The sequence below is a fragment of the Shinella sp. GW835-FHT14H05 genome, assembly GCF_058793575.1.
Map to the genome: position 1 here is coordinate 86,381 of NZ_JBXAFY010000017.1, position 21,072 is coordinate 107,452.

Below are 21,072 nucleotides of genomic sequence, written 5' to 3' on the forward strand. Positions count from 1 at the left end.
GACAAGAGATCATGGCCCGCAGAAGTACACGAAATTTTTGACTGATCCTCCAAATCACGCGCGCCATCGGCCCTTTGCACTCACCGGTCGTTGTCGGCCCCTATGACGAGCTTTTCAACCCAGTTGATAAGTTCAAGTGGCCTGAATTCAAAGCGAGCTGGATCGATTTTCTCAAAATGACGGCTATGGGCCTCAGCGATCGGTACAGCATGCGCAAAACTTTCCATCGCGGCCGCCGCAGCCTCGATTTCTTCCAGTGAATGGTACCGACCCGCTTGATAAAGCTCGTTGATCGATCCTCGTAGAAAGCCAGCCATTCCAGCGCCGCTGAGCTCAGGATGGTATTGGACCCCCCAGAAAACGGATTTCTCTGAACGTATCTCAGCGGCTTGTATGAAATTTCTATTGCTCGCAGTTATGGTGCTGTTTGGCGGCAGCCGCGAAACTTGATCAGAATGAAATGCAAATGCATCAAAGACTTTAGCACGATCTTTATGCATCGGATGAATGCAACCAGTGTCATCCTGGACCAACGTGATTGCTTCTCCAAAAGGAGCTTCACATCGACAGTTTTCACTGCGACTCGGCTCAACGTCACCGCCCAACGCGACCGTCGCCAACTGAAGACCCCAACATACTCCGAACATTGGCGTCCCTGATCTGAACGCTTCGCGAGCGAATTCAATCTGCCGCAATGTTCCGGGCTCCCGCTTGTAGATATTTGAGTTGGAGCCGGTAATAAGAATGCCGTCATACGCCTCAAGCGGGAGAGAAGCAGCAGCATCTGCATCAGTCGGATACAAGATTTCTGTTTCGATGTTCGACCAGCCCGTGCGAAGCAGCTGATCGAACATCCCACTTGGGGCGCATCCGTTGAATCTTGTGAAAACGGCGCGGTCGGCTGGAATGTTTCCGTCCGCGATCAAAATTCGCTTCATCGTCATACGTCCCAGCCCGCTCGGTTACTCGGTCACGATGATCGAGAGTTCCGGACAGTTCGCACAGGCCTTACGAACCTTGTCCTCCAACTCCGGAGGAACGGTTTCAAAGCCTGGCTTGATTTTGGCATAGCCCTCGTCGTCGATTTCGAAGACCTCCGGTGCAAAATAGATGCACCGGGCATGTCCCTGACAACGACCTTCGTTGATAGATACTTTCATCTCGGTATCCCTTCCTAGAACGTGAGATTGAGCGGGCCGACGCCGTGCCATTTCTGAGAAGGATCGGCAGCTCGGAACTCGGGTACGGCCTTCAGGAATTCCTCGATTCCGACAACGAGCTCGCGACGCCCCAGGTTGGAGCCCAAGCAGCGATGAATGCCGCCGCCGAAGCCGAGATGGCGGTTCTCCTGCCGCTCGATATCGATCTTGTCGGGATTCGGGAAGACTTCTTCGTCCCGATTTCCTGCCCCGAAGACAAGAACGACGCGTTCGCCCTTCTTGATCTCCTGGCCGCGAATCACAGTGTCCTTTAGGCATGTGCGAGCCATGCCCTGCACCGGCGAAAGGCAGCGCAGAAACTCTTCACAGGCAAGTGGGATCAAACTCGGATCATCGCGAAGTTTCTTCTGCGCGTCGGGGTTGTTGGCAAGGAACCACAGCCCCGAGCGAATGGCCCATGCCGTCGTATCGAGCCCTGCAAGGAACAGGAGATAGCAATAGCGGAGCAGTTCGTCGCGGCTCAACGGACGGCCGTCGATCTTGGCCCGGCAAAGGTAATCGATGAGAGTCGCCGAGGATGGGTCGTCTTTCCAGTTGTCCAACAAATTCGCGAAGTAGTCATAGACGGCCTGCTGCGCGGCTTCCGCCTTCGGCGCATTGTGAATGCGCTCATAGAAGATGTCATCGATCCACTGGTCGAATTTCGGCCAATCCGACTCTGGATAGCCTGCAAGGCGGCCGAAGATGATCATCGGGACGGGGCGAGCGTATCCGTAGGAGGCGTCGGCTCCAGATCCCATCTTAAGGAACTCCTGGGCCTGGTTTTGTGCTGTCCTGCGAATTGGTTCCTCGAGCTTCTTGAGTTCCTGCGGCGTGAAGAGCGGGAGCAGGATCTTGCGGTAGGCGGTATGCTCGGGCGGATCGATATCGATAGGCGGCAGCGGCACCTCGGAAACCGGCGGATACATCATGCTCGGCCCAACCGAGAACGTTGAAGGGTCCTGTTCGGCCGCAAAAATGTCGTCACTCTTGGTTACGAACCAGAAACCGCCATGTTGCTCACTCCGACCAACAGGGCACTTCGAACGAAGTTCGGCGTAGGTATCGAAAATGTTGTCGAGAGCTTCGCCATGATAGTCGAAGGCTTTAGCCACGTCGCTTACATTACTCATAGTTTTCTTCTCCTTCCTTGCGCTTGGCAGCCCCGCAAAGGCGGGGCCGTTTCGGCTACTCTGTCAGATGATATCGAGATAGCGGCCCAACTCCCAATCGGTGATGTGGGTGTTAGTCCGACGGAGTTCCCATTTCTTCATTTGCACGTAGTGATTGACAAAATCCTCAGAAAACAACTCTCTAACGACCTTGCTCTGCTGGAACAGGCCCATTGCTTCTTCAAGAGAGCCGGCGAGTGGTCGCGCTTGCGCGGCGGTTGCCTGGTAGGCGTTCCCCTTGAAGGGTTCACCAGCTTTCAAGCCATTCTCGATGCCGTAAAGACCAGAGAGAAGACTCGTCGCAATGACGAGGTACGGATTGGTGTCGGCACCGGGAATGCGATTTTCGACGCGCGCCGCCGGACCCGAAGAAGGAATCGCCCTGAACGAAGTCGTACGATTGTCGACACCCCAAGAAGAATTAGCTGCTGCCCATGATCCTCCGTTGGTCCGCTTGTAGGAGTTCACGTTCGGCAAATAAATCGCCGACATCTCGCGGGAGAGTTCTTTCATGCCGGCGAGGAACGACATTCCGATTTCCGACAGCATCTTCGGATCGTTGCTATTGGCAAAAGCAGGCTTTCCATCAAAGGCCGATAGGCTCATGTGCATGTGGCCGGAAGAGCCGGCCCAAACCGCGTTGGGCTTGGCCATAAAGGTGGCGGTGCAACCGTTCTTCGAAGCAATGTCCTTGATGGCATACTTTGCGAAAATCGCATTGTCGGCGGCCGAAATAGCGTCCGAATACTTCAGATTAATTTCATGTTGGCCCGGGCCGTGTTCGCTGATGGTTGCCTCGACTTCAATGCCAGCAGAACGCAATTGATTGCGAATTTGGCCGAGAATGTCTTCCGAGCCGGCGTGATGAAGCATGCTGTAACAGTAGCCGCTCTTGCGCAAAGGCTTCAGATCGCGCCACTGATTTTCGGCGAGTTCGGCAATGGTGCCATTGAAAAGATAGAACTCGAATTCATAGGCTGCCTTGGGCACAAACCCCATTCCATTGGCTTTGTCCACGGCACTGCGGAGAATGTCGCGCGGCGATAGATTCAGGGGATCACCATCGATCGACCGCATATCACAGAATACTGCAGCCGTGCGCGCCTCCCACGGAATGAGCTTCATCGTAGGCAGGTCGGGAACAAGTTTGATGTCCGGATAACCGGTATCCCAATTGGTGTAAGCTAGACCTTCCACAACTTCGTCGGCGACGTCCCAACCGAACAGGACGTTTGCAATGTTGGTGCCGTTTTTCGCGACGGCATTCAGAAAATATTCAGTGCCGAACTGTTTACCGCGCCATACGCCATCAATATCCACTGCTCCAACGCGGAGAGTGTCCACGTTGTTCGCTTCCACAAATGCTTTTGCATCTGCGATTTCCGCATCTTTATCATTCGCCATTTCATCTTCTCCCAGTGTGCTTGGATTGGAAAGCTTAAACCCTGTATTTTTTATTTTGCTCCTGCCAACACCTCCAAGACTCGTGGATGATCGCTACGGATCATTCCTAATTTTGCAGCGCCTCTTGGGCTCCCGACAGGCGTGTCGCGACCAGGGAGAACCGCAGCGAAGAATTCCCTCGCTTCCCTCAGATCCTGGCTGTCGCTGTCATCATCAGCGTAATAAATCGCCTCGACGGGACAGACGGACTCGCATGCGCCGCAAGTTGTGCATTCGTCAGGCTGTATCCAAAGTCGCCCTTCGGCCTCATAGATACAGTCGACCGGGCAGACATCGACGCAGGCCTGGTCTTTGCTGCCTATGCAATTGTCGTTGATGACGTATGGCATCGCTCATCCTTCGTTGGTGCTATGACCGGGCAACACAGACGTGCCCGGGTTTATTGCTGCAGCCGCATGGTTCACTGCGATGGACGCTTCGCCAAAGCCGACCGCCATGAGCCGCACCTTCCCCGGATATTCACTAACATCACCGATGGCGAAAACACGGGGCAGGCAAGTTTGCATGTCCGGCTGCACCGGTATGCGATAACCATCGACGTTGAGGCCCCAATTGCTCATTGGGCCAAGATCGGACTGAAAGCCGAGGGCAACTACAAACTTGCCGAATTGCAGTTCTTCTGACTTTCCCGCCGCATCAATCGTGAGAAACTCCTGGCCCGCCTCGGACCGATATGCGACGACTTCACCTGGCGCGACGATCCGGATGCCGCTGTCGTACATTTCCTTGACACTAGCTTCGTGCGCCCGAAAGCGATTGCGGCGATGGACGACCGTGACAGACTTTGCTCGAGGGAGAGCAGCAAGCGCCCAGTCGACCGCACTATCGCCGCCACCGGCGACCACAACGTTGTGTCCTTCGAGCACCGCAAGATCAGGTACAAAGTGGATAATGTTCGGGGAGAAAACTTCCTCGAGGATCGGAAGAGAACGAGGTTGGCACTTTCCCAGCCCGGCGGCGATTATCACGGCCTTCGCGCTGAATACCGACCCCTTGTCGGATCGAAGCTCATACGAGCCGTCATCCATTGACTCTAGGTTTGTGATAGTCTCGGAAAGACGGAGCTCATACTCCTGCCGTCTCGATTGCTCGAAGAGGTTCTTCACGAAGTCAGCACCTCGAATGCTGGCAAACCCGGCAACATCGTGGATCTTCTTCTCCGGATACATCGTCGAAATCTGCCCGCCGACTTGCGGCAAACCATCAAACATCACGGTTTTCAGGCCGCGAAACCCAGCATAATAGGCGGCGAAAAGACCAGCTGGGCCGGCACCGATAATTGCCAAGTCATATTGGTTGTCATTTGTCATCAAAATGGCGCCCCGTGTCTAATTCCGTTTTAGTGTTTCCTATTACGACACATGTATCCTGTCAAGAACCACAACGTCACTGCTCACCACTCTTTGAATCAAAAAATAGAGTTGAAATTGGACTAGGTGACCGTCTCATAGGCGCTGGCCGTGGCTGAGACATATCTTCGCCGATGGGGGGGGTTATGCGGGACCGAAGCTGAAGGGCGCACTGCAAGAGATCGCTGCGTTCACCCTCCAGATCGTCAAGCGGACGGACGAGGCCAAAGGCTTTAAGGTTCTGCCGCGTCGCTGAGTCGTGGAGCGCACCTTCGCATGGCTGGGCAGACGCCGACGACTGGCGAAGGATTGGTCAAAGTCCATCGCATCAGCTGAGGCCTGGATCACTATCGCCCACATTCGGGTCCTGACACGGCGCTTGGCAAGGTACGGATATTGTTGAAACCTTTTCGAGTCAGACTCTAAGCGCCGGAGCTAATTCCTTTTTTGCGGATCATGAGGTGGGTTTCAGCCAAGTGACAAAAAGTCTTTTGGAGCCTTTTACGCCTGATAACGGCCTATCGGCAGATTCTTGCATGTCGTTGTGGGCAATCGAATTCTTGACACGCAACATGTTTCCAAATACGAAACATATAGGGATAACAAAAACACCCTATCGTCGGAACTCAAACTGGGGGAATTAAAATGGCTTCACATGCCGGAAATCCGCAGTCGGCTTCGAATAGCCTACTTCGTAGCTCGATATCATTCTTTCACATCGTCTTTATGGTGACAGCAGCGGCTGCTCCATTGGTTGTGGTCTCCGCCTACATTCCAATCTCCCTTGCTGGAGGGGCGGGGATGTCAGTTGCCCTTACCTATGCAGCCACGACGTTTATCCTTCTGATCTTTACAGTTGGCTTCGCCCAAATGGCGAAAAGAATAACTTCGGCAGGAGCCTTCTACACCTTCGCTACACAGGGACTTGGTCGTCCGGTCGGCTTGGCCGTTGGCTTCACCGTCATGGCGGCCTACAGCATGATCTCACCTGCAATCGCAGGCGGCTTCGGGTTCTATACCACAAAACTTTTAAGTGCTTACTTTGGACTGGATATTGCGTGGTATTGGTGTAGCATCGCTTCGCTGGCGTTGATGTTCATGATTTCGTTCTATCGCATTACGTATGGCGCAAGTATTCTTAGCTTTCTCCTTGCGGTTGAAGTGCTCGTAATTCTCATCGTTTGTCTGGCTACCGTTGGTTCAGGTGGTGCGTCTGGCCAAATGCCCGAGGCTTTCAGCCTGTCGCAGTGGAGCACCGCTCCGGCTGTAGGAATTGGCTTCTTCTTAGCTTTTTGGTCGTGGATTGGCTTTGAAACGACAGCGATCTACGGCGAAGAGACAATGGATCCAAAGCGCGCGGTTCCCCGAGCCACGTATATCGCGGTTTTGACACTTGGGTTGTTCTACACGTTTGCGGCCTACGCCGGAATTGTTGGTTTCGGCGCCGAGGCCCCCGGGAAAGCCGGGACACTGATTGACCAGTACTATTTCGAGCTGGCCGATATCCATACGATACATACGGTTCGTGTCATCATGGACTTCTTGGTGATCACAAGCTTCTTTGCCTGCTCGTTTGCATTTCATAACAACGCAACGCGATACCTCTTCTCCCTCGGCAGAGATGGCATTCTTCCGAAAAGCCTCGGATCTACGCATTCTGAGCAGAAGTCTCCCTACATCGCAGCCGCCGTCCAGGCGACTATTGCAATCGTGACGGTTGCCTTGTTTGCGCTCGCCGGAGCCGATCCGCTTCTCCATCTCGGCACTTGGCTTCCGATCTTCTGCACGTTGGCCGTAATCGTCGTTCAGTTCATCGTGTCTTTGGCTGTTATTGGCTACTTTAATCGTATTGGAAGGTCCGGCCCTCTCGATTGGTGGAAGACGATCCTCGCCCCGATATTGGGCGCGATTGCTCAAGCGGTTGTTGTCTGGCTTCTGCTCGAAAACATCACTTTCCTTGCTGGAAGTGAGATCATGGTGGTCAAACTGATTCCTCTCTATGTCGCGATCATTGCGTTAGCAGGGTTTGGTTATGCCTTGTGGCTTCGCAACAGCGACCGTAGTCGGTACGACATGATTGGACAGCTTCACGACGAAGAAATGATGGATGCCTTCGTCGATGAAATGTATGTCGCTGATGGACGTAGTCCGAACTGACTTCACAATCAGCTCGCGGTTTAGTGGGGTGAGGCGATGTCGCCTCACCCCGACTTTATTGCCGGAGAGGAATTTGGGCCCAGGCAGATAATCGCAATTGCATCGTGGTTGGAATGCAAATCTGTCAGAGCAATTGTAGAGGAATCATTTGATCTGTTCCATCTGACGATCGCAAGGAATTCCGAATGCAACATTTGCTGGAAAAAATAACCGATCTCGCGGCACTTCCGGGCAACGAGGATGGCCTCAAGACGGGCCTCGCGAATATCACCGAGGATGCCGGCTATGCGGCCTATGCCTACGTCTATATCCGCACCGGATTTACGATGGTCATCTCCAACTACAACGGCGGATGGCAAAGCACCTATTTCCAGAAGAATCATGCTGCCGTCGATCCTGTCATCCGCCGCGCCAAAATGCTGAAGGGCGCGTTTGCCTGGAGCGGCGAACAGGAAAGGCACAGGCTTTCGAAGGCGGAGCAATCCTTTTATTCGGACGCCGCGGAATTTGGGATCCGCTCCGGCATTACTATCCCGATCAAGGCGGCACAGAATACGGTAGCGATGTTTACGCTCGCCTCAGACAAACCCGCGATCAATCTGACACGTGAACTGGACCCGATCGAAGCTGCTGCTGCGGTAGGGCAACTGCATGCCCGCATCGTTTTTACAGATCCCACGCCGACCGTCGACGACGGTCTTTCGCTCGATCCGAAGGCCGCCACATACCTGAGCTGGTTTGCGGTTGGAAAGTCGATGGGAGAGATCGCGACGATCGAGGGCGTCAAATACAACACTGTCCGGGTCAAGCTTCAAGAGGCACGCAAACCCTTCGACATCCACTCGAACACACATATGTCGTCGCTTGCGATCCGCAGGAAACTGATCTGACGATCAGTTGACCATGACTTTCGGTATATAGCCAAGCACGGTGATCAGCGTGTTCACTGTATACATCTGCGCGTGCATCTCCATGCAGGCCTTGATGTAGGTCAGGTGTTGGGGGCCGCCGGACTCCTTCCCCAACTTATAGTCCTCGGGCAGGTCCTGGAAGAGCTTGTCGGCTCCATCGACCAGAACGCGGTGGGTTCGGATGGCATCAACCGCGAGGCTCTCCACGTCGGCCTTGGAAAGGCCCTGCGTCAGCCCGAAGATGGCACGAATTTCGAGTTTCTCGTCAAGCGTTAAAGCGTCCGTTCCCATCCCAATCCCACTCTCTGGCTTGTCCGCGGTGCGCCCCCGCAAACGTTAATCTTCTGATCCCGAGCCGGGGGTTGGAAACTGTACCTGGACAGTCCTGCGACCTTTAGTACCGGAGCACCTGGACATACGTCGCAGGCCCACCGGCCGAAGGCCAGAGGATTCTGGTGTCGCAACGGCCGACACCAACCGCCAGATAGAGGTTTCCACACCCCGGGGCAGCGCGTACTGCCCTGTCCGCCCTTATAGAAGGCCGAAGCCGTTCCCGCTAGTGCAACAGCCGCAGAATCCCGCTGCAGATCTCCACATGCATGACCTCACCGCTTTGCGCCGATGCCCGAAAGATCGATCCGGATCCCCGCCTTGTTCGGATCGGAAGAGACTGCATCGGCAGGAAGTACGGCATTGTCCTCCTCCCGACGATCGCCGGTCTGCACACCGACCTCGTCGCTTTCGGCTGGCTCCGGCTCCGCGTGCTTTTCTTCGCCCGGGTCCGGCGTCCGAAACACCGCCTCCCCCTCGAAATACCCCGTCTGCCAGGCGATGATCGCATCTTCGAACACTTGGCGCGCACCGTCTTCTCCGGTCGGGTTGCCGTACCACTCGAGGACGATGCGATAGACTCTCGCGAAGAGCGCCGTTCCCATGCGGATGTTCGCGCAAGCATCGACCAGGTCCGGTTTCAGCTGGCCCGCCTCGAGGATGCCGAGCCCGGCCGGATATTGGGTGATACCAACGCGGGTGGCATTGCGGCCGATATGCTTGCGGATCAGGTCCATCGCCTCGTCCGCTGTTGCCGGTTTCGGAACGAGTACGACGCGGTTGCCGGAGCGCACGGTGACGGCAAGCGGGTCTTTCGATCCCGCCCGCGCGATGAACTGCTCAATGATCGCGGGCTTCAGACCAGGATCGGCGCATTGCTGGATGAGGGCGACATCGACCATCCGGTTTCTCCTTTATGTGTTGAATGCCATGACGACGGGAATGTCGAAGAGTTTGCCCCATGCGATTACGCTCGCTTTCTGGATCGAGACGATCGACGTGCCCTTGGTCCACCAGCCATTGCCGGTGGCGACAATGACCGCGGGGGCGTGCAGTATGGATTGCAACACCGGCCAGAGGAGGAGCTGCTCATAGCAGATCAGCGGCGCGATCCGCTCGTCCCCGATCTCGACCACCGGATTGCCGAAGACATGGGCGCGGACGCCGCCACCCTGCCCCGTCCATTCCCGCCATGGCTGCCACATGGATCCTGGGACCGGCATGCGCTCGCGATAGAGGACCCCCGCCCCGTCGGCGGAGACGGCGACTATGACATTGTCGTAGCCCTGGTGCTCGATGACGGCGGCGCCGGCAATGACCGTGATATCGTGACCGCGCAAAGCCTCGCGCCACAGACGCTCGACGGTCGGCGTCCAGAAGCCAAAGGCGCTTTCGGGAAGGACGATGACGCGGTCGTCGCGGTGAGCGTTGCGGAGAACTGTGGTAATCAGGACTCGGTGGCGCGCAAATGACGTGTCGCGCCCCAGAGTTTCGCCCAGTTCGAGGTCGACGCCTCGCCAGCCTTCCGGTAGTCTCGGCGCTGTCCAGGTTGCGGCGGACCAGGCCCAGAAGCCTCCCAGCACCAGTGCTGCGGCGAGCCGGCCTCGCGATGTCATCATTGCGAGACCGGCGACGGTCGCGGCAAGCCCCCACCAGCCCCATGCGGGAAAGAGCACGCCGGCCGCCGTCAACGGATGTGCCCAGCCGGTGATGCCGAAGGGCGGCAGCCCCATCAGCGCCAGGGCCAGAAGATAGCGCGCCGCCCTTGCCGCATCCGCCGCTTGTCTCCCGGAAGCAGCTTCATCCCGTGGTTTCGTCCACAACACCGTGTGCACGACAACGAAGGAGGCCGAAGCGATGAGCCAGAGCAGCAGGCCGGGCGAGAGATCGGCGGCATAGAAATTGGCGACGCCCTGCGGCAGGCCGCGCGAAGCGGCAAGGAAATAGCCCGTCGCGACGAGCGCCGCGGTCGCACGCGAGGGCGCCATCGCCCAGAGCGCCGGAAACAGTATGGCGACCGGTAGGAGGAGGACATGGCCGCTCCAGCCAATTGCGCCGCAGGCGACGGACGCGACGACGAGCACAGCGGATCGCCAGCGATCCCATGGACGGTCACCGGGACGATCAGGGATCGAAGGTAAGAACGGGCCGCGCCAGACCGAGAAGGCCGCTTGCCGGAACCGGACCAAAATATCGGGAGTCATAGGATCTCGCAAAGGATGAGTGGAGAAACAGGTATCCAGGTGGCACCACGCCGCCGGGATCGGGTATGAGCAGCCTGCCCTCGCCGTCACTCTCCCGGACGGACGAGGCTTCGACCGGGCGCCCATCGATGATGACGTGATCGGTGATCTCGACGCGCTGACCGGTAAGGGCGGCGACCGTCTTGATCAGCGGCGCGAAATCGCCGGCGCAAAGCCCGCGCCGGAGATAACCGCGCCGTCGCGCTTCGGCGAAGGTTGCGTTTCCCGGCGGGCAGACGAACACGAGATCGCCGGTCCTGACCGGACGTCGCAGCGCCTCGATGCGCCAGAGCCCGAGCGGCTCGCTCGGTGTCAGGTTGATGCGATAACCGCCGACCATGGCGCCCGTGACCATGCCGGCTCCAACCATGATGGACGCACCGACAAACAGGATCGGACCGAACCGTCTCATTGTTTCAGGACCGGCGTCTGGCGCTGGGTGAGGCGCAGGTCCTCCGCCTGTCTGAGCGACTGGACGGTGCGTTCATGGGCGGCGAGTTGCTGGGCCGTGCGCATGACCGGCCAGGCTTCCTTCAACCGTTCCTTCTCCTCGGGCCGCATGCCTTCGGAGAGTTTGTCGAAGAGTTTTCCCGATGGTTCGCGAGCGCTGTTGGTCAAGAGCGTTCGTTCGCCGAAACGTTCGGTGACGGCTTTGTTGAACCCGTCGATCTCGAGCTTGGTCTCGCGGTTGCTCAATGCAAACCCAAGCGCCGCCGGCAGATCGTTGCGGTCGATCGCATCGCGCACCCGATCGAGCACCACGCGCGCCGCCGGCGACAGCGCCGGGATGTCGATCGACACGCGCTGTCTCAGCGCCTGCTCGTCCAGGCGAAGCCGCTGCTGCGCGCTCTCGCACATGCTGAGATACCGTTCGAGATCGCGTTTCAGCGCCGGCACATTGAGTTCGGCGATACGGCGCGCTTCACGCTCCGCCTTGCCGGTGAGAATGCCGGTCTTGCCCCTGAGCGGTCCGATCGACTCCGGCGCGGCCTCAAGCTTCTGCAGGATCTGCCTGGCGCTTTCTCTGTCGGCCAGAACCGCATCGAAGTTCATCGCCCGGAAGGCTGTCCCGGGATGGGCGAAAACATAACGGAAGCGGGCGGAGACCTCGTCCCATTGCCTCTTCAGGGCCGGATCGGCGTCGATCCTCTCGCCGACCCTGTCGGCAACGGAATTCTCGAACCGGGTGATGCCGGCGACCATGGGCTTTTCCTCCTGCCTCTGTTGGGTAGTCGGTGATTGGCGAAGGCCGAGCCGCTCGGCGAAGGCGGCAAGGCGCGCCCCGAGATCGGCCAGTTTCGTCGCCTGCCGCAGCGTCCAGTCGAGCCGGTCACGCGCAAGCGTGCGCGCCACCTCGACGATCTTCAGGCCGCGCATGTCGGCAAAGCGAAGCGCCTCGCGGTAGAGTTGCCCGCGCTCGTAATCGAGCGTCGTCTCCTTGGCGTTTTTCCGCGACAAGACCTTCGTGAGGCCACCGTTGAAGACGAAGGAACGGCGCCCGTAATAGAGCTGCAGGTCCTCACGGTGGCGGGTCATCGCCACATAGGTCAGATGCCGATCGAGCGAGAGCGACGCGAGCACCTTGACCTTGTCGACGGTGGCGCCCTGGGACTTGTGGATCGTCGTCGCATAGCCGTGATCGAGATTGTTGTAGAAGCGCTGTTCGACCGTCACCTGCCGGCGGCCTTCGCCTTCTCCGACGAGGGCGACGATGCGATTTGGGCTCGCCTCGACGACATGAGCGATCATGCCGTTCTTCACGCCGAGCGATCCCTCGTTCTTCAGGAAAACGATCTGGTCGCCGGCATCGAAGCGGCGTGTTCCATCGGCGGTCTTGAACGCGTGGCCCTCGCCGAGGATGCCGCGCTCGACCAGTTTCGCCCGCGCCATGTCGTTCAACAGACGCACGTCGCGGCGCAAATGCGCGAGCATCAGCATCGACTGTTTCGGATCGTAGTCCCGGTTCCAGTCGGCGATCAGATGTTCGACGGCTTCCGCCTTCAGGGGAGATCCGAGCACCCTGCCCTGGCCCTGATAGACGTCGAGCGCTTTGTCGACATTGCCACGGGCGAGATCCAGCGAGGCGGCCCGCATCCAATCCTCGCGCTGGCGATAGATCGTCTCGAGTTCGGCATAACCGATGCGGTCGACAATGGCGCGGAAGGCCGCCCCCGCCTCGATCGGCTGGAGCTGTTCGGGATCGCCGACCAGAACGATCTTGGCCCCTGCCCTGACCACCGCATCGATGAAGCCCGCCATCTGTTTCGACGCCACCATGCCGGCCTCGTCCATGACGAAGACGGTCTTCGCGTCGAGCGTATCGCGTTGCTGTTTCCAGCGCAGTTGCCAGGAGGCGAGCGTGCGGCTTTGAATGCCCGCTTCCTTTTCCAGACCTTCGGCTGCCTTGCCGGCGAGCGCGCCGCCGACGACGCGGTATCCGGCAAGTTCCCAAGCTTCGCGCGCCGCCTTCATCATCGTCGTCTTGCCCGCACCCGCGCGGCCGACGACCGCAGCGATCCGGGCATGACCGGCGATGCGCTCGATCGCCGATTTCTGTTCTTCCGAGAGCCGCTCATGCCGCCGGAACGCCGCATCGAGCACTGTTGATGAAACGGCATGCGTCTCCTTGTCCGACAGCCAGATCGCCTGGCGCGCCATCGTCACTTCCAGCTTGATCATCGCCCGCGTCGTGTAGCGCGCCGGCACCCTGGCCCCCGTGCCAAGTTCGACCGTGTCGCGCTGCAAACGCAGCACCATGGGATCCTGGATGATGCGCGCCATCAGCTGCCGGAAGAGCGCGGGATCGTCGACATAGCGATGAAGCACTTTGGCGATATCGCGTTCGTTGAAGACGCTCTTTTCACGCGTGATCAGGTCGAGCACGATGGCGGGGTTGCGAAGGATACGGCGGGTGTTTTCCGCGCGGCGCTGCTCGTTGAGTTCGATCCGTTCCAACTCCGGCCGAACACCCTGGCTCTCGGCCTTGCGCTCGATCGCCTTGGCGCCGACCCCGATATGGATGGTCGGTTCGAGATCGATCCCCTGCTTCTCGTAGGAGCGGCCATCGACGCGGAGTTCAATGCCGCCGAGCGCCAGATGATGGTTGAGCCGCTCGAACCATCCGTCGCGCAGGACGTTGAAATCGCCCAATGAACCCGCCCAGAGCTCATAGAGGATCTTTCCGGATTTGGTGCGGACCGGCTGGCCGTCGTCGCCGATGACTGCGACCTTCTTCGCCCCGAAGCCGTCCTCTGTCAGCGGCCTCAAGGTCGTCATCAGGTGAATATGCGGATTTCCCGGATTGTCGTGATAGACCCAGTCGGCGACCATGCCTTTCGCCAGCACGTGCTTCTCTACGAAATCCCTCACCAGCGCGACGTTCTGTTCGGCCGAGAGCTCCAGCGGCAATGCGATCGTCAGGTCACGGGCCAGTTGCGCGTCGGAGCGTTTCTCGAAAGCCTCGACCCTGTTCCAGAAGGCTTCCGACGCGCCGGCAACCGAGCGGTCGGCGATCAGCGCCCTCGCCCATTGCGGGGCATCGGCCGGAAGCACGAACGCCTCATGCACCAGCCCTTGCTTCCTCGTGTAATCGATGGTTCGGGCTTCGCGCTCATAGTCCATTTTGGCGCAATGCCGGTAGGCCGCCGACAGCACGACGCTGCGGCCGGAGCCACGGCTGACGATGCTGGCTGAGAAATGGGCGATGGCCACGGCGCGAGAAACTCCGGTTTTGAACCACGTTCGTCCGGAGCGGCAGCCGCGGCGGCCCCGCCAGGGCCGGTAAGCAAGGACGTCGCGTTAGCGACGTATAATTGCGCCCCCTTGGATGCCGCTCCTTCGGAACGGCCGGGATCATGCTCCAAAGGATCGGCTTTGCCGATGTGCAGATCTGCACATTTCCTCAAGTGCGCATTCGGGAGAGAGTGGGCGTCGCTGAAGCAACACCGCAACCATCAGGAGATGCCACCGGAATGAAGAAGCCGTCATCGAAGATCAGGGAAGAAATCGCGAGATTGCAGGACCAGCTGAGAGCCGCCGAGACGCGCGAGGCCGAGCGGATCGGCAGGGTCGCGCTGAAGGCCGGTCTCGGCGATATCGAGATCGAGGAAACCGCATTGCAGGCCGCCTTCGAGGAGATCGCGAAACGCTTTCGCGGAGGCAAGGGCGATGCGAGCGGGAAGAGACATGGCGGTGGCGACAAGCCGGATCACGGCTCGCCCGCGACGTTCGCGTCTGGCGCGGCTGCGGGCGGGTCTGGCGAGGCTTGAGCGGATGGCGAAGGCAATGAAATCAGATGCGCGGAAAAAGGACACGCGCGAAAAAATCGAGCTTGGCGGGCTGATCGTCAAGGCGGGGCTGCGCTTTGAGAAACGCGCGCTGCTGCTCGGCCTGCTGATCGACGCCGGGCGCCGGATCAGGGGCGATGAGGCAGAGCGATCGCGCCTGACTGCCATCGGCGCGGAGGCCTTCGGTCATGACGGCGAATAGATTTTTGCTGCTGGCCCTGCCCGCAACAATCATGCTCGCCGCGATGGTCGCAACGTCGGGCATGGAGCACAAGCTTGCGGGCCTCGGAACCAACACTCAGGCAAGGCTGATGCTTGGACGCAGCGGGATTGCGCTGCCCTATGTCGCGGCGGCCGCGATCGGCGTCATCGCTCTCTTCGCCGCGAACGGATCGGTCAACATCAAGGCGGCGGGCTTCAGCGTGTTCGCCGGCAACGGCGCGGTGATCGCCGTCGCCGTCATCCGTGAGACGATCCGGCTTGCGGGCATCGCGGGCAGTGTGCCCGCCGGACAATCGGTTCTCGCCTACGCCGATCCGGCGACGATGCTGGGGACGGCAGCCGCACTCTTCACAGGCATCTTCGCCCTGCGTGTGGCAATCAGAGGCAATGCCGCCTTTGCTCACGCAGGGCCACGCCGCATCGTCGGCAAACGCGCCGTACACGGCGAGGCCGACTGGATGAGGTTGCCGGAAGCGGCAAAGCTTTTCCCCGACGCCGGCGGCATCGTCATCGGCGAGCGCTACCGCGTCGACCGGGACAGCGTCGCCGCCATGCCGTTTCGCGCCGACGAACCGCAAGGCTGGGGGACCGGCGGAAAGGCGCCGCTTCTCTGCTTCGACGGCTCCTTCGGTTCCTCGCACGGCATCGTCTTTGCCGGCTCCGGCGGCTTCAAGACGACATCGGTGACGATCCCGACCGCGCTCAAATGGGGCAGCGGGCTCGTTGTGCTCGATCCCTCAAGCGAGGTCGCGCCGATGGTCGCCGAGCACCGGCGCAAGGCCGGCCGAAAGGTGATCGTTCTCGATCCCTCCGCGTCCGGCGCCGGCTTCAACGCGATGGACTGGATCGGCCGCCACGGCAACACGAGGGAAGAGGATATCGTCGCCGTCGCCACCTGGATCATGACCGACAATGCGCGCACCGCGTCTGCCCGCGACGACTTCTTTCGGGCCTCAGCCATGCAGCTCCTGACGGCGCTGATCGCCGACGTCTGCCTGTCCGGCCATACCGACGACAAGGACCAGACGCTGAGGCGCGTGCGCGCCAATCTCTCCGAGCCGGAACCGAAACTGCGCGAGCGCCTGACGCGCATCTACGAACAGTCGCAATCCGACTTCGTGAAGGAGAACGTCTCCGTCTTCGTTAACATGACGCCGGAGACATTTTCCGGGGTCTATGCCAATGCGGTCAAGGAAACCCATTGGCTCTCCTATCCGAGCTATGCCGGGCTGGTGTCGGGCGACAGTTTCTCGACCGACGATCTCGCCGACGGCGAAACCGACATCTTCATCGCGCTTGATCTCAAGGTGCTCGAAGCCCATCCGGGACTTGCCCGCGTCGTCATCGGCGCGCTGCTCAACGCCATCTACAATCGCAATGGAAACGTGAAAGGAAGAACGCTCTTCCTGCTCGACGAGGTGGCGCGTCTCGGCTACCTGCGCATCCTCGAAACCGCCCGCGACGCCGGCCGCAAATACGGCATCACGCTGACGATGATTTTCCAGTCGATCGGCCAGATGCGCGAGGCCTATGGCGGCCGCGACGCAACCTCGAAATGGTTCGAAAGCGCCAGCTGGATTTCGTTTTCGGCGATCAATGATCCCGAGACCGCCGACTACATCTCTAAGCGCTGCGGCGACACCACCGTCGAGGTCGACCAGACCAATCGTTCGTCCGGCATGAAGGGGTCGTCGCGGTCGCGCTCGAAGCAGTTGAGCCGACGGCCGTTGATCCTGCCGCACGAGGTCCTGCGTATGCGCGCCGACGAGCAGATCGTCTTCACATCGGGCAATCCGCCGCTTAAGTGCGGCCGCGCCATCTGGTTCAGGCGCGAGGAGATGAAGGCCTGCGTCAATCCGAGTCGGTTCTTCCGCGACAGCAGAGACAAGCAGTAATGCCGCAGCTTCAGGACGCGTCGGCAGGCGCGTCTTCGAGGAGCCCGTCAAAGACTTCGAGAAGCGCATTGGTGATCGCCTGCCCCAGTGCATTGCCAGCCGCCCGTACATCGTCCTCTGTACCGTCACGCGCTGCCCTGGCGAGCTCAAAGCCTTGTTCGCCGACGATCTGCTTGGCAACTTCAATCGCCCAGAGGCCGAAGTCGCCGCGGCTGCCGATTTGTACAGTCTCTTCCACGATCTTCTCCCGAAAATATCTGCCGCGCGACTTAAAGTTTTGTCGAGCCGAAGGCCACGGAAAACACATCAGGAAGATGAATCGATGAGCCCTGAGCGATTCATATAAGTTGTTGGACGCCGCTTTGTCGGGAAGCGACAATCCGGCCATGGAGAAAAAGGCTACAAACCCGGTTCATCTTCATCGTATCGACGCAACACAAAACATGCGCCGCTTCTATGCGCTCTCGATCCAGCCGACGCTCTTTGGCGGCGCCTCGGTCATCAGGAACTGGGGCCGGATCGGAGCGAACGGCCAGATGATGATGGAGACATTCGACAGCCAGAAGGACGCCGACCAAGCGTTCTCACGCCTCGAGCGGACGAAAAGAAAGCGCGGCTATCGCGACGTCGCTCTCGCCGATTGAGGGTGTCATACCCGGTAACCCGATGTTTCCTGTGGTTTTTGAGGCGTTTGCGGCAGCGCCTCGAGCTTCACCCCTATCCTCGGACCATCTTCTTCGTCATACCGGATGGATAAACCAGAACGAGGGAACCATCCAATCATGACGACCACCAACGAAATCGCCGACAAGATCGCATCCGAGCAGAACCTGACCAAGGCGCAGGCCAAGGCGATCGTCGAAAGCGTGTTCAAGCAGATCACCGATGCGGCATTGGTAGGCTCGGAGACGTCCATACCTTCGTTCGGAAAGTTCAAACTCAAGGCAACGCCGGAGCGCGAAGGCCGCAACCCGGCAACAGGCGCCACGATCAAGATTGCCGCGTCGAAGAAGCTGACGTTTGCGCCGGGCAAGGCGGTCAAGGACGCGCTGAACGGCTGAGGCGAATTCGCTGCCGTTTCCGGCAGCATGAAGGAAGCCTCCTCAGAAGGGAGGCTCCGTGCCCAAGCGGCCGTCCTGTTCGGCCTCGATGACCGCAAGCTCGGCCAACACGATTTCCAGCTCCGCCACAATCTGGCGGCGTTCGTTCGCGTCGCAGGCGTTCCTGAGTTCGGCTTTAAGCTCTTCGCGTTGCATTTCGAGTTCCATCGTCATCGTTCGTCTCCTTGACGTTTCGTGAAAGACGGCGTCCGCGGTCGGGGAGACGGGACAGGGTCAAGCATCGCCAGAGGCGACCGGCGGAGCCGGCGAGTGGGGGAGCCGAAATGCGCCAGCATTTTGGGGGTACCGCTCGTGCTTCGACGCTTTCCCGGCTCTCCGGCACGATTGGTCATTCTGAGCAGACTTCTCCTCCCCGTATGGCACCTAAAAAGCCGGAGGCGGGCTCGATGCCCGCGGCCGGCTTCGCCATGCGGCACAAGGAAAAGAGCCCCGCCATGTCTGGCGGAGCTCCTCGGGATTGGGTCTCAGGCCTCGCGCTTGGGGCGGTTCCAGATGAGGGCGTATTCGCCGTCCGTCTCGCCCGGCCAAAGGGCTGCGGTGATCGGGGCATTGAAGCTCGGATCGTCCAGCTTGACAGAGAGATATTCCTCGCCGTCGTTGGAGACCGCCTTCCAGCCGGCGCCGACCTCGACGCCGTTGCCGGCGGTGATGCGGAAGTCCGGGGCGTCGCGCGAGACGCGCTCGATCGGGTTCAGGCGGGCCTTCATGCTGACGGTGAGCGTGCGCACCGTGCCGACGATCGAGTTGTTGCCGTTGGTGGTGAATTCGCCGATGACTGCCATGGTCGCGTTCCTTTCCGGTTGTTCGGGCCGCGCCGATCGCGGCCTCGATGACGGTGTTAAGACCGGGGGCGATCGACACCGCACCGCCTGGCGGCCGGAACCGTCAGTGGAGGACGGCCGGGAGCGGCTTTCTTGGTCGCGCGAGGAATGCGAACCTGTTCGCAGGGGAAGAAAGTTGTGAGCGGCCGTTGCGGTCAAGGCGATCGAGACGAAGGCGTCCTTCGGTCACACCAGATCCATCGAGGTCCGCGTCGGTGTGGCCGGCTCGGGGTGGATGGAACGCGATGCGCGGCAACCGGATTGACGATCATCCGCCATCAGGCTGCGCAACATTCGTGCCTATGATCATGCCCTCGTCAGCGCTGCAGGCCCGCTTCCGCCCTCGATGCCATCGCCGACGTCCTCGGTCGCATCATCGTTGCACCAGGATCGAAAACGGCGCATGGTCGACGCGTTATTCGCCGATCCGCAAGGTCAGTCCCGGCTTGGCCTGGTACTGAAAAGGTTCGTTCAGAACGGCCGACTTCAGCGCTTGCGTTTCGCGATCTGGATCTTCCTGGCACGGATTGCGTTGGCAACCGTCTTGATGACCAGGTCCATGAACGGTTTGCTGAACTTGCCATAGCTGATCGTCAGCGGGTCGTAGCTGACAGGTTCGACGTGAAAGGACCCCGGAAGCACGTCCGCATTGGCGTCATCGAGAATGAGCCAGGTTGGGCCACGCCCCCTCAGCGTCAGACGCTTGCGCTCGGTATCGGGTACCTTGATTGCCAGCCGGTCCGGTCCCGGCTCCTTCGTCGTCAAAGGGAAGATGACGACGCTTTTGCCATCGGATGTGACGGGAACAACGACGCAGGCGGGCCGCGCCTTTCGCCCGCTCTCCTCGCCGCGGTCATGTTGATGTGTCCAGAGATAATGATAGGAAATGACGAGGCCGGTTTCGGGATCAATCATCGTTGGCGCCATCGTTTTCGATGGAGTCGGCAAGTGCCAGCAGCCCGTCCTCGATATCGCCGGGCATCGTGTCGAGCGAGAAGGCACGACGTTGATCCTGTTCGCCGCGCAGGCGATCATAATCCTCGATCGCCATGAGAACGAACTTCGGCTTCTTATGATGGGTGATAAACACCGGCTCGCGCCGTGCCGCGGTGGTCACGTCGCCGACATGCTTGTTGAGATCAGCGGTGGTGAATGATTTCATAGCGGCCTCTGTCCAGAATATCCATAATATCCATATAGGCGAAAAGGGCCTCCATATCCAGCCCTGTGCGAGACCAGGAAAGCCGGAGGCGGGCTCGATGCCCGCGGCCGGTTTCGCCATGCGGCACAGGAAGAAGAGCCCCGCCTTGTCCGACGAGGCTCCTTGGGTTGCGGTCTCAGGCCTCGCGCTTGGGGCGGTTCCAGATGAGGGCGTATTCGCCGTCCTTCTCGCCCGGCCAAAGGGCTGCGGTGATCGGGGCATTGAAGCTTGGATCGTCCAGCTTGACCGAGATGTATTCCTCGCCGTCGTTGGAGACCGCCTTCCAGCCGGCGCCGACCTCGACGCCGTTGCCGGCGGTGATGCGGAAGTCCGGGGCGTCGCGTGAGACGCGCTCGATCGGGTTCAGGCGGGCCTTCATGCTGACGGTGAGCGTGCGCACCGTGCCGACGATCGAGTTGTTGCCGTTGGTGGTGAATTCGCCGATGACTGCCATGGTCGCGTTCCTTTCCGGTTGTTCGGGCCGCGCCGATCGCGGCCTCGATGACGGTGTTAAGACCGGGGGCGATCGACACCGCACCGCCTGGCGGCCGGAACCGTCAGTGGAGGACGGCCGGGAGCGGCTTTCTTGGTCGCGCGAGGAATGCGAACCTGTTCGCAGGGGAAGAAAGTTGTGAGCGGCCGTTGCGGTCAAGGCGATCGAGACGAAGGCGTCCTTCGGTCACACCAGATCCATCGAGGTC

The 21,072-nt window shown here is 59.7% G+C and carries 24 protein-coding genes and 1 pseudogene; 8 read left to right on the forward strand and 17 right to left on the reverse strand.

Features of this window, described 5'->3' with window-relative positions:
• Window positions 1-80 precede the first annotated feature (80 nt).
• From AC1Q6Z_RS30320 to AC1Q6Z_RS30345, 6 genes are all read right to left on the reverse strand, one after another.
• Window positions 81-938, reverse strand: a complete 858-nt coding sequence (locus tag AC1Q6Z_RS30320; RefSeq protein ID WP_192321262.1) for a type 1 glutamine amidotransferase — start codon at window positions 936-938, stop codon at window positions 81-83.
• A gap of 24 nt (window positions 939-962) precedes the next feature.
• Window positions 963-1,160 (reverse strand): ferredoxin, encoded by a 198-nt coding sequence (locus AC1Q6Z_RS30325; RefSeq protein WP_192321104.1) that lies wholly within the window; start codon window positions 1,158-1,160, stop codon window positions 963-965.
• A gap of 14 nt (window positions 1,161-1,174) precedes the next feature.
• Window positions 1,175-2,332, reverse strand: a complete 1,158-nt coding sequence (locus AC1Q6Z_RS30330; protein ID WP_192321106.1) for a cytochrome P450 — start codon at window positions 2,330-2,332, stop codon at window positions 1,175-1,177.
• 63 nt (window positions 2,333-2,395) lie between these two features.
• Window positions 2,396-3,775, reverse strand: a complete 1,380-nt coding sequence (locus AC1Q6Z_RS30335; protein ID WP_192321108.1) for a glutamine synthetase family protein — start codon at window positions 3,773-3,775, stop codon at window positions 2,396-2,398.
• Window positions 3,776-3,825: 50 nt separating this feature from the next.
• On the reverse strand, window positions 3,826-4,164 hold the full coding sequence (locus tag AC1Q6Z_RS30340) for a ferredoxin family protein (protein ID WP_192321110.1): 339 nt from the start codon (window positions 4,162-4,164) through the stop codon (window positions 3,826-3,828).
• A gap of 3 nt (window positions 4,165-4,167) precedes the next feature.
• Window positions 4,168-5,145, reverse strand: coding sequence for an NAD(P)/FAD-dependent oxidoreductase (locus AC1Q6Z_RS30345; RefSeq protein WP_192321264.1), 978 nt, complete (start codon window positions 5,143-5,145; stop codon window positions 4,168-4,170).
• Window positions 5,146-5,287: 142 nt separating this feature from the next.
• On the opposite strand from AC1Q6Z_RS30345, the pseudogene AC1Q6Z_RS30350 reads away from it, so the two are divergent.
• From AC1Q6Z_RS30350 to traR, 3 genes and pseudogenes are all read left to right on the forward strand, one after another.
• A pseudogene (locus tag AC1Q6Z_RS30350) lies at window positions 5,288-5,587 on the forward strand (transposase); the annotation flags it as partial.
• Between the two features lie 242 nt (window positions 5,588-5,829).
• Window positions 5,830-7,341 carry an APC family permease gene (locus AC1Q6Z_RS30355; RefSeq protein WP_192321112.1) on the forward strand — a complete coding sequence of 504 codons (1,512 nt, stop codon included), beginning with the start codon at window positions 5,830-5,832 and terminating at the stop codon, window positions 7,339-7,341.
• Between the two features lie 185 nt (window positions 7,342-7,526).
• The gene (traR, locus tag AC1Q6Z_RS30360) at window positions 7,527-8,231 is read left to right on the forward strand and encodes an autoinducer-binding transcriptional regulator TraR (protein ID WP_192321114.1); all 705 of its coding nucleotides are present in this window, start codon (window positions 7,527-7,529) and stop codon (window positions 8,229-8,231) included.
• Between the two features lie 3 nt (window positions 8,232-8,234).
• On the opposite strand, the gene AC1Q6Z_RS30365 is transcribed toward traR, so the two are convergent.
• The 5 genes from AC1Q6Z_RS30365 to traA form a co-directional block, all read right to left on the reverse strand.
• The gene (locus AC1Q6Z_RS30365; protein WP_192321116.1) at window positions 8,235-8,543 is read right to left on the reverse strand and encodes a transcriptional repressor TraM; all 309 of its coding nucleotides are present in this window, start codon (window positions 8,541-8,543) and stop codon (window positions 8,235-8,237) included.
• A gap of 314 nt (window positions 8,544-8,857) precedes the next feature.
• Window positions 8,858-9,484, reverse strand: a complete 627-nt coding sequence (locus tag AC1Q6Z_RS30370) for a TraH family protein (protein ID WP_192321118.1) — start codon at window positions 9,482-9,484, stop codon at window positions 8,858-8,860.
• Window positions 9,485-9,496: 12 nt separating this feature from the next.
• On the reverse strand, window positions 9,497-10,666 hold the full coding sequence (locus AC1Q6Z_RS30375; RefSeq protein WP_246765512.1) for a conjugal transfer protein TraB: 1,170 nt from the start codon (window positions 10,664-10,666) through the stop codon (window positions 9,497-9,499).
• Between the two features lie 40 nt (window positions 10,667-10,706).
• Entirely contained in the window at window positions 10,707-11,195 is a 489-nt protein-coding gene (gene traF / locus AC1Q6Z_RS30380) for a conjugative transfer signal peptidase TraF (RefSeq protein WP_371746616.1), read from the reverse strand.
• 38 nt (window positions 11,196-11,233) lie between these two features.
• Window positions 11,234-14,536 (reverse strand): Ti-type conjugative transfer relaxase TraA, encoded by a 3,303-nt coding sequence (traA, locus tag AC1Q6Z_RS30385; RefSeq protein WP_271046336.1) that lies wholly within the window; start codon window positions 14,534-14,536, stop codon window positions 11,234-11,236.
• A 260-nt stretch (window positions 14,537-14,796) separates the two neighbouring features.
• Between traA and traC the strand changes: the two genes are divergently transcribed.
• From traC to traG, 3 genes are read left to right on the forward strand one after another with little or no spacing between them, the layout of a single operon-like run.
• On the forward strand, window positions 14,797-15,093 hold the full coding sequence (gene traC / locus AC1Q6Z_RS30390; protein ID WP_192321122.1) for a conjugal transfer protein TraC: 297 nt from the start codon (window positions 14,797-14,799) through the stop codon (window positions 15,091-15,093).
• A gap of 4 nt (window positions 15,094-15,097) precedes the next feature.
• Window positions 15,098-15,313 (forward strand): type IV conjugative transfer system coupling protein TraD, encoded by a 216-nt coding sequence (traD, locus tag AC1Q6Z_RS30395; protein ID WP_192321292.1) that lies wholly within the window; start codon window positions 15,098-15,100, stop codon window positions 15,311-15,313.
• The gene (traG, locus tag AC1Q6Z_RS30400) at window positions 15,300-17,228 is read left to right on the forward strand and encodes a Ti-type conjugative transfer system protein TraG (protein WP_271046337.1); all 1,929 of its coding nucleotides are present in this window, start codon (window positions 15,300-15,302) and stop codon (window positions 17,226-17,228) included. The genes traD and traG overlap by 14 nt, the downstream gene beginning before the upstream one ends.
• Before the next feature lie 10 nt (window positions 17,229-17,238).
• Here traG and AC1Q6Z_RS30405 read toward each other — a convergent pair whose 3' ends face one another.
• Complete coding sequence (locus tag AC1Q6Z_RS30405; protein ID WP_097523135.1) at window positions 17,239-17,466, reverse strand: hypothetical protein; 228 nt, start codon at window positions 17,464-17,466, stop codon at window positions 17,239-17,241.
• Between the two features lie 148 nt (window positions 17,467-17,614).
• Between AC1Q6Z_RS30405 and AC1Q6Z_RS30410 the strand changes: the two genes are divergently transcribed.
• Both AC1Q6Z_RS30410 and AC1Q6Z_RS30415 read left to right on the forward strand, forming a co-directional pair.
• Window positions 17,615-17,872, forward strand: coding sequence for a WGR domain-containing protein (locus AC1Q6Z_RS30410; RefSeq protein ID WP_192321271.1), 258 nt, complete (start codon window positions 17,615-17,617; stop codon window positions 17,870-17,872).
• 138 nt (window positions 17,873-18,010) lie between these two features.
• Complete coding sequence (locus AC1Q6Z_RS30415; protein ID WP_192321124.1) at window positions 18,011-18,289, forward strand: HU family DNA-binding protein; 279 nt, start codon at window positions 18,011-18,013, stop codon at window positions 18,287-18,289.
• A 42-nt stretch (window positions 18,290-18,331) separates the two neighbouring features.
• Here AC1Q6Z_RS30415 and AC1Q6Z_RS30420 read toward each other — a convergent pair whose 3' ends face one another.
• The 5 genes from AC1Q6Z_RS30420 to AC1Q6Z_RS30440 all read right to left on the reverse strand — a co-directional run bounded on the left by AC1Q6Z_RS30420 (window position 18,332) and on the right by AC1Q6Z_RS30440 (window position 20,825).
• A complete protein-coding gene (locus tag AC1Q6Z_RS30420) occupies window positions 18,332-18,502 on the reverse strand; it encodes a hypothetical protein (RefSeq protein ID WP_192321126.1) in 171 nt (56 codons plus the stop codon).
• A 311-nt stretch (window positions 18,503-18,813) separates the two neighbouring features.
• Window positions 18,814-19,131, reverse strand: coding sequence for a DUF736 domain-containing protein (locus AC1Q6Z_RS30425; protein ID WP_192321128.1), 318 nt, complete (start codon window positions 19,129-19,131; stop codon window positions 18,814-18,816).
• A 525-nt stretch (window positions 19,132-19,656) separates the two neighbouring features.
• The gene (locus tag AC1Q6Z_RS30430; protein WP_192321130.1) at window positions 19,657-20,085 is read right to left on the reverse strand and encodes a hypothetical protein; all 429 of its coding nucleotides are present in this window, start codon (window positions 20,083-20,085) and stop codon (window positions 19,657-19,659) included.
• Window positions 20,078-20,332, reverse strand: a complete 255-nt coding sequence (locus tag AC1Q6Z_RS30435; protein ID WP_192321131.1) for a type II toxin-antitoxin system prevent-host-death family antitoxin — start codon at window positions 20,330-20,332, stop codon at window positions 20,078-20,080. Before AC1Q6Z_RS30435 ends, AC1Q6Z_RS30430 begins: the two co-directional genes overlap by 8 nt.
• A 175-nt stretch (window positions 20,333-20,507) precedes the next feature.
• Entirely contained in the window at window positions 20,508-20,825 is a 318-nt protein-coding gene (locus AC1Q6Z_RS30440; protein WP_192321133.1) for a DUF736 domain-containing protein, read from the reverse strand.
• Window positions 20,826-21,072 lie beyond the last annotated feature (247 nt).